We start from the raw sequence: 6396 nt of genomic DNA, 5'->3' as shown, positions 1-6396 counted from the left end.
GCCGCCGCCGCGGGGCTCGCGGGTCTCGCCGCGGGGGCCGCGACGGTGGCGGTGCTCCGGCCCTGGAGCAGGCGGGCCCCGCGCGGCTGACCCGTCGGCAGGCCGAGCAGCAGGCCCAGGGTGATCCAGGTGTAGGTGTTGCTGCCGAGGAAACCGCCGGCACCGGAGGCGTCGTCGAACCACAGCCAGACCACGCTCGTGCACAGCACCGCGTACAGGGCGCCCGCGATCCGCGGGTGCCCGGCCCGCAGCAGCACCGCGAACGACGGCAGCAGCCACACGAGGTGGTGCACCCAGGTGATGGGGCTGACCAGGCAGGCCGCCGCCCCGGTCAGCGCGAAGGCCGCCGCCCAGTCACCGGCCCGCACCGCCCGGCGGGTCCGCCATGCCCAGACGCACAGGGTCAGCAGGACCGCCGTCGCCCACAGCGGGCGGCCCGGCTCGCCGAGCCGGGCCAGTACGCCCTGGAGCGACTGGTTCGACACATAGTCGAGCCGGCCCACCCGGCCGGTGTTCCACAGCGCCTCGGTCCAGTAGAAGCGCGAGGCGCGCGGGTCCGCCCAGGCGGCCAGCGCGGTCGCCGCGACGGCCACGGCCGTCGCGACGCCGGCCGCCCGGCGCCGTCCGGCGAGCAGCAGCAGACCGATGAACAGGGCGGGCGTGAGCTTCACGGCGGCGGCGAGCCCGATCCCCGCGCCCGCCCAGCGCTCCCGGCCGGTCGCCAGCAGCAGGCAGTCCGCCAGGACGAGGGCGAGCAGCACCAGGTTGACCTGGCCGAAGCTGAACGTGTCCCGCAGCGGCTCGAACAGCGCGAGCAGGCACAGGCACAGCGACCAGCGGTACCAGCCGTGGCGCCGCCAGTCCGGGCCGGCCAGGATCCGCAGGACCACCGCCAGCGCGGCCAGATTGACCAGCAGGGACGCGGCGATCGCCGAGGTCCGGTCCAGCAGGGCCAGCGGCAGCATGGTGAGCGCCGCGAACGGCGGATAGGTGAAGCCGTACGAGGTGCCGGGCACCCGGTAGTCGTAGATGAGGCCGCCGTGGTGCGTCCAGGTGTGCACGGTGCCGTAGTAGACGCGCAGGTCGAAGAAGCCGCGCAGCAGCGGCACGGTGGCCGTGAAGACGGTGACCGCGGTGCCGAGGGCGAGGACCAGCACCAGCCGGCCCCGGGTCGTACGCGGCCCGCTCACGCCATGCGTCCCGGGGCCGGGGCCTGCGCCGCCTGGTGGGCCTGCCACAGCACGACCACGCCGAGCACCCCGCCGGAGACGGCGAGCACCAGCTGCCCGGGGTCGGCGGGGCCGCCGCTCGGCAGGACGGCGAGGGCGAGGACGCCCGCCAGGGCGGCGACCCGGTGCCGCACCGAGGTGGTACTGGGCGCGGCGGCGGCGATGAGGAACAGGCCCCACAGCACGTACCAGGGGCGGATCGCCGGGCCGAACACGGCGACCGTCAGCAGACTCAGCCCGAGGGCGTACACAGGTCTGACGCGCAGCCGGAGCCAGATCAGGGCCACCGCGACGGCGGTGGCGGCGAGGCCGAGCAGTTGCCAGGCCGGTACCGCCAGCGGGGCCAGGTTGCTGCCGAGGTGGTCCAGCAGGGCACCGGTGGCGCGGCCGAGCAGGCTGGTCAGGGCCCAGTTGTGCGGGGAGACGGGGGTGGCCAGGGCGCCGATCCAGCCGTAGCCGGTGCCGGCGACGGCCGTGGCGGCGACCGTCGTCACGGCGGAGGCGGCCGCCGCGGTCAGGGCGGCCGGCAGGGGGCGGCGGCCGGAGCGGACCTGCAGGGCCACGACCGCCGGCAGGCCGAGCGCGGCCGGCGCCTTGACCAGGGCGGCCAGGGTCACGAGGACCGCCCCGAGGGCACCGCCGGCCGGCCGGTCTCCGCGCGCGGCGACCAGGCCGAGCCCCAGCAGACCCAGCATCAGGGCGTCGTTGTGGGCGCCCGCGACCAGGTGCAGCAGGACGAGCGGGTTGAGGGCGCCGAGCCAGAGCGCGGCGGCCGGGTCGGCACCGCTGTGCCGGGCGAGGCGGGGCAGCGCCACCGCCATCAGGGCCACGCCGAGCAGGGCGACCAGGCGCATGCCGAGCAGTCCGGCGGGCAGCCCGCCGCGCGTCAGTCCGGACAGCGCGGAGGCCACGGCCAGGAAGGCGGGCCCGTAGGGGGCGCCGGTGTGCTGCCACATCGGGGCGACCTCGTCGGCGAGCGGGCCGCCGAGCGCGGCCGGGCCGTGGGCGTAGACGTCCATGTGGGCGTCGACCATGGCGCCCTGCGCGAGATAGCTGTAGACGTCCCGGCTGAACAGCGGCGGGGCGAGCAGCAGCGGTGCCGTCCACACGGCGAGCACCAGCAGCAGGGCACGCGGGCTGGGCGGCTGAGGGCCGCGCACCAGGCGCCCGAGCAGCACCCAGGCGGCTATCAGCAGGACGACGCCGAAGTACACCCCGACCAGCCCGAGCGCGGCCTGCACCGAGGCGGGGGCCAGGAGATCCCGCACGGGCAGGGCACCGGCCGTCTCACCGCCCAGCGCGAGAAAGGCGGTGCCGGCCAGCCCGAGCACCTGGCAGCGGCGGAGATCGACGGGGAAAGCCATGGCCAACACTGGTTCAGCGTGTCAACGCCGGGTGGCCGGAAGACGACGGTGGCCCTGCCGGGCGGGGGCCGACATGTGACCGGAGCGTGGTCGGTGACGCCGGTTTGCCCACCAGTGGCCCGTCGTGGCTGGTCGCGCCCACGCGGCGGAGCCGCATACCCACACAGCCGCGCGCCCCTTCGGCGCGGGGCCCTGCAGCCGCTGCTGACAAGTCCCGTCAGAACACCGACAACCCGGTCAGTGTCGTGAAGCGGTCCAGTGCCGCCACCCCCGCCACCGAGTTGCCGCGTTCGTCCAGGCCCGGGCTCCACACGCAGAGGGTGCACCGGCCGGGGACGACCGCGATGATTCCGCCGCCGACCCCGCTCTTGCCCGGCAGCCCGACCCGGTAGGCGAAGTCCCCGGCCGCGTCGTACGTCCCGCAGGTCAGCATCACCGCGTTGACCTGCTTGGCCTGGCTGCGGGTGAGCAGCCGGCTGCCGTCGGCGCGGATGCCGTGCCGGGCGAGGAAGCCGGTGGCGAGGGCGAGGTCGGCGCAGGAGGCGGCGATGGAGCACTGCCGGAAGTACTGGTCGAGCAGGACCGGGATGTCGTTGTCGATGTTGCCGTAGGAGGCCATGAAGTGGGCGAGCGCGGCGTTGCGGTCGCCGTGGGCGGTCTCGGAGGCGGCGACCTCCTTGTCGAAGTCCAGGGAGGCGTTTCCGCTCTCGCTGCGCAGAAAGGCCAGCAGCTCACCGGCCGCGTCCCCGGTACGGGTCTGGAGGCGGTCGGTGACGACGAGGGCACCCGCGTTGATGAAAGGATTCCGCGGGATGCCGTTCTCGTACTCGAGCTGGACCAGGGAGTTGAAGGGGTTGCCGGAGGGCTCGCGGCCCACGTGCTCCCAGAGTTCGTCGCCCTCGCGGGCCAGGTCCAGGGCCAGGGTGAAGACCTTGGTGATGGACTGCGCGGAGAACGGCTCGCGCCACTCCCCCACCCCGTACACCGTGCCGTCCAGCTCGGCGACGGCCATGCCGAAGCGGCGGGGATCGCAGGCGGCGAGGGCCGGGATGTAGTCGGCGGCCCGGCCGCGGCCGGGCGTGCGTTCCATTTCCTCGGCGATGCGCTCCAGGACCGGCAGGAAGGTGAGGGACGACGTCGTTGTCATGATCACCATTGTGCCTCCGGACCGGTCCTGGAGCCCACTCGCGCGTGGGCTGATATCTGCCCGTTACCGCAGGTCAGGCGGCAGGTGCCCCGCTGCCGGCGACGACCTCGGGGCGCAGCAGGCCGGCCAGCCGCTCGGCCGGCAACAGCCCCTTCTCCAGGACGAGTTCGGCCACGCCCCGGCCGGTGACGAGCGCCTCCTTGGCGATCTCGGTGGCGGCCGTGTACCCGATGTGCGGGTTGAGGGCGGTGACCAGGCCGATGGAGTTCTCCACGGTGACGCGCAGCCGCTCGGTGTTGGCGGTGATGCCGGACACGCAGCGCTCGGCCAGGGTGAGGCAGGCGCGCTGCAGGTGCGTGACGGACTCCGACAGCGAGTGCAGGATGATCGGCTCGAAGGCGTTGAGCTGGAGCTGTCCGGCCTCGGCGGCCATGGTGATGGCGACGTCGTTGCCGATCACCTCGAAGGCGACCTGGTTGACCACCTCGGGGATCACCGGGTTGACCTTGCCGGGCATGATGGACGAACCCGCCTGCACCGGCGGCAGGTTGATCTCACCGAGGCCCGCACGCGGACCGGAGGACAGCAGCCGCAGGTCGTTGCAGCTCTTGGAGAGCTTGACGGCGATCCGCTTCAGCACACCGGACATCTGCACGAAGGCACCGCAGTCCTGGGTGGCCTCGACCAGGTTGGCGGCGGTGACCAGCGGCAGCCCGGTGATCGCGGACAGGTGCCGGCGGGCGGCCTCGGCGTACCCGGCCGGGGCGTTGAGGCCGGTGCCGATGGCGGTGGCGCCCAGGTTGATCTCATGGATCAGCTCGACGGCCTCGGCAAGACGGCTGCGGTCCTCCTCGATCATGACGGCGAACGCGGAGAACTCCTGACCGAGCGTCATCGGCACGGCGTCCTGCAGCTGCGTACGGCCCATCTTGAGCACGTCACGGAACTCGACGGCCTTGCGGGCGAAGGCGTCCTGCAGGACGGACATCGCCTTGAGCAGTCCACGTACGGCGAAGACCGTCGCTATCTTGACGGCGGTGGGATACACGTCATTGGTCGACTGACCGAGGTTGACGTCCTCGTTGGGGTGCAGATACGTGTACTCGCCCTTGGCGTGGCCGAGGAGTTCCAGCGCGCGGTTCGCCACGACCTCGTTGGCGTTCATGTTGGTGGACGTGCCGGCGCCGCCCTGGATGACGTCGACGACGAACTGGTCGTGCAGCTTGCCCGCCCGGATCTCCTGGCAGGCGGCGACGATCGCACGCGCCTTCTCCGGTGCCAGCAGGCCGAGTTCCTGGTTGGCGAGAGCCGCGGCCTCCTTGACGGCTGCCAGGGCGTCGATCAGATGCGGGTACGCGGAGATCGGGGTGCCGGTGATGGGGAAGTTCTCCGTGGCGCGCAGGGTGTGCACACCCCAGTACGCGTCGGCGGGTATGTCGCGGTCGCCGAGCAGATCGTGTTCGCTGCGGGTGGTGGCGGCGGTCATGAGGGGTGGGTCCTTCTATCGAGGTACGGAGGTGAAGGCGCCCCGACAGGGGCGCGGGGAACTGCGCGACCAGCCACGAACGGCCCGCGGACCGGCGACGGCCCGCAGTCCCCCATCGAAATGCGGCGGAACTAGGCACACGCGGTGAACGGAACCGGAACCGGATCCAGCGCACGCACGGCCTGAACGCACCCCACCGGCTCTCCGCCACCGAGCAGCGGCTCCCCCGCGAACTCGGTCAGCAGCCCGGGGTCCACGCCGGCGCGAGCGAGCGCCGCCGCCGCGACCGGAACCCGCGCCCGATTCGCCCCGTCGGCGATCTTCACGGCGACGGCACGGCCATCCGGCAGCGCGGCGACCTGCACGCCCTCGAACCCGTCCTTGGCCAGCAGCCCCGGCACGGCCCGCATCAGCGCGGCGACATCACGCCCCGAGCCGGAGGCCATCTCGGCGTGCGAGCGCATCGCGTCGGCGACCCGGGCCTCGGGCGTGCCGGGGGCGGCGGAGGTGATCCGGGACAGGGCGCGGGCGAGGCCGTGCAGGGAGATGGAGAACAGCGGCGCGCCGCAGCCGTCGACGGTGACCCGGGCGACCCGCTGGCCGGTCAGGTCCTCGACGGTGTCCTGGACGGCCTGCTGGAGCGGGTGTTCGGGGTCGAGGTAGTCCTGGAGGGACCAGCCGTTGAGCCGGGCGGTCCACAGCATGGCCGCGTGCTTGCCGGAGCAGTTCTGGGCGAGCCGGGAGGGCAGGCGGCCCTCGCGCACCCAGCAGTCCCGGACGACCGGGTCGAACGGCATGTCGGGGACGTTGCGCAGGTCGTCCTCGGTGAGTCCGGCGAGTTCGAGGATGCGCCGGGTGCCGGCGAGGTGCCGCTCCTCGCCGGAGTGGCTCGCGGCGGCGAGGGACAGCAGTTCGCCGTCGAGCGGCAGCCCGGCCCGCAGCATGGCCACGGCCTGGAGGGGCTTGACGGCCGAGCGCGGGTAGAACGCGGCCTCGATGTCGCCGAGCTGGAACTCCACCGTGCCGTCGGCGCCGAGGACGACGACGGAGCCGTAGTGGATGCCCTCGACGACTCCACCGCGGATGAGGTGGGCGACCGGGGCGTGAAGGGGTTCGCGGACGAGGGGTGCGTCGGCGGGAGAACTGCTGTACATCACTGCCTGCATCGAT

General features: G+C 73.3%; 5 protein-coding genes. All 5 read right to left on the bottom strand.

Annotation, left to right across the window (positions count from 1 at the left end):
• A partial coding sequence (locus tag ABB07_RS34710) for a glycosyltransferase family 87 protein (protein ID WP_244189609.1) occupies positions 1-1190 on the bottom strand: 1190 nt, incomplete at its 3' end.
• A complete protein-coding gene (mptB, locus tag ABB07_RS34705) occupies positions 1187-2593 on the bottom strand; it encodes a polyprenol phosphomannose-dependent alpha 1,6 mannosyltransferase MptB (RefSeq protein ID WP_208902426.1) in 1407 nt (468 codons plus the stop codon). The genes ABB07_RS34710 and mptB, both read right to left, overlap by 4 nt.
• Positions 2594-2810: 217 nt before the next feature.
• Positions 2811-3749, bottom strand: coding sequence for a glutaminase (locus ABB07_RS34700; RefSeq protein ID WP_208902425.1), 939 nt, complete (start codon positions 3747-3749; stop codon positions 2811-2813).
• 64 nt (positions 3750-3813) lie between these two features.
• A complete protein-coding gene (gene aspA / locus ABB07_RS34695; RefSeq protein ID WP_208902424.1) occupies positions 3814-5226 on the bottom strand; it encodes an aspartate ammonia-lyase in 1413 nt (470 codons plus the stop codon).
• A 131-nt stretch (positions 5227-5357) separates the two neighbouring features.
• Positions 5358-6380 (bottom strand): asparaginase, encoded by a 1023-nt coding sequence (locus tag ABB07_RS34690; RefSeq protein ID WP_208902423.1) that lies wholly within the window; start codon positions 6378-6380, stop codon positions 5358-5360.
• Between the last annotated feature and the right edge of the window lie 16 nt (positions 6381-6396).

The organism is Streptomyces incarnatus (genome assembly GCF_001027185.1).
GTDB lineage: Bacteria > Actinomycetota > Actinomycetes > Streptomycetales > Streptomycetaceae > Streptomyces > Streptomyces puniciscabiei.
The sequence above is the reverse complement of the archived record's forward strand: the minus strand, read 5'-3'. Positions and strand labels throughout refer to the sequence as shown.

Bases quoted from the DNA above. Each gene is read 5' to 3' on its own strand.
- mptB (WP_208902426.1), bottom strand. From the start codon at position 2,593: ATGGCTTTCCCCGTCGATCTCCGCCGCTGCCAGGTGCTCGGGCTGGCC.
- ABB07_RS34700 (WP_208902425.1), bottom strand. From the start codon at position 3,749: ATGGTGATCATGACAACGACGTCGTCCCTCACCTTCCTGCCGGTCCTG.
- aspA (WP_208902424.1), bottom strand. From the start codon at position 5,226: ATGACCGCCGCCACCACCCGCAGCGAACACGATCTGCTCGGCGACCGC.
- ABB07_RS34690 (WP_208902423.1), bottom strand. From the start codon at position 6,380: ATGTACAGCAGTTCTCCCGCCGACGCACCCCTCGTCCGCGAACCCCTT.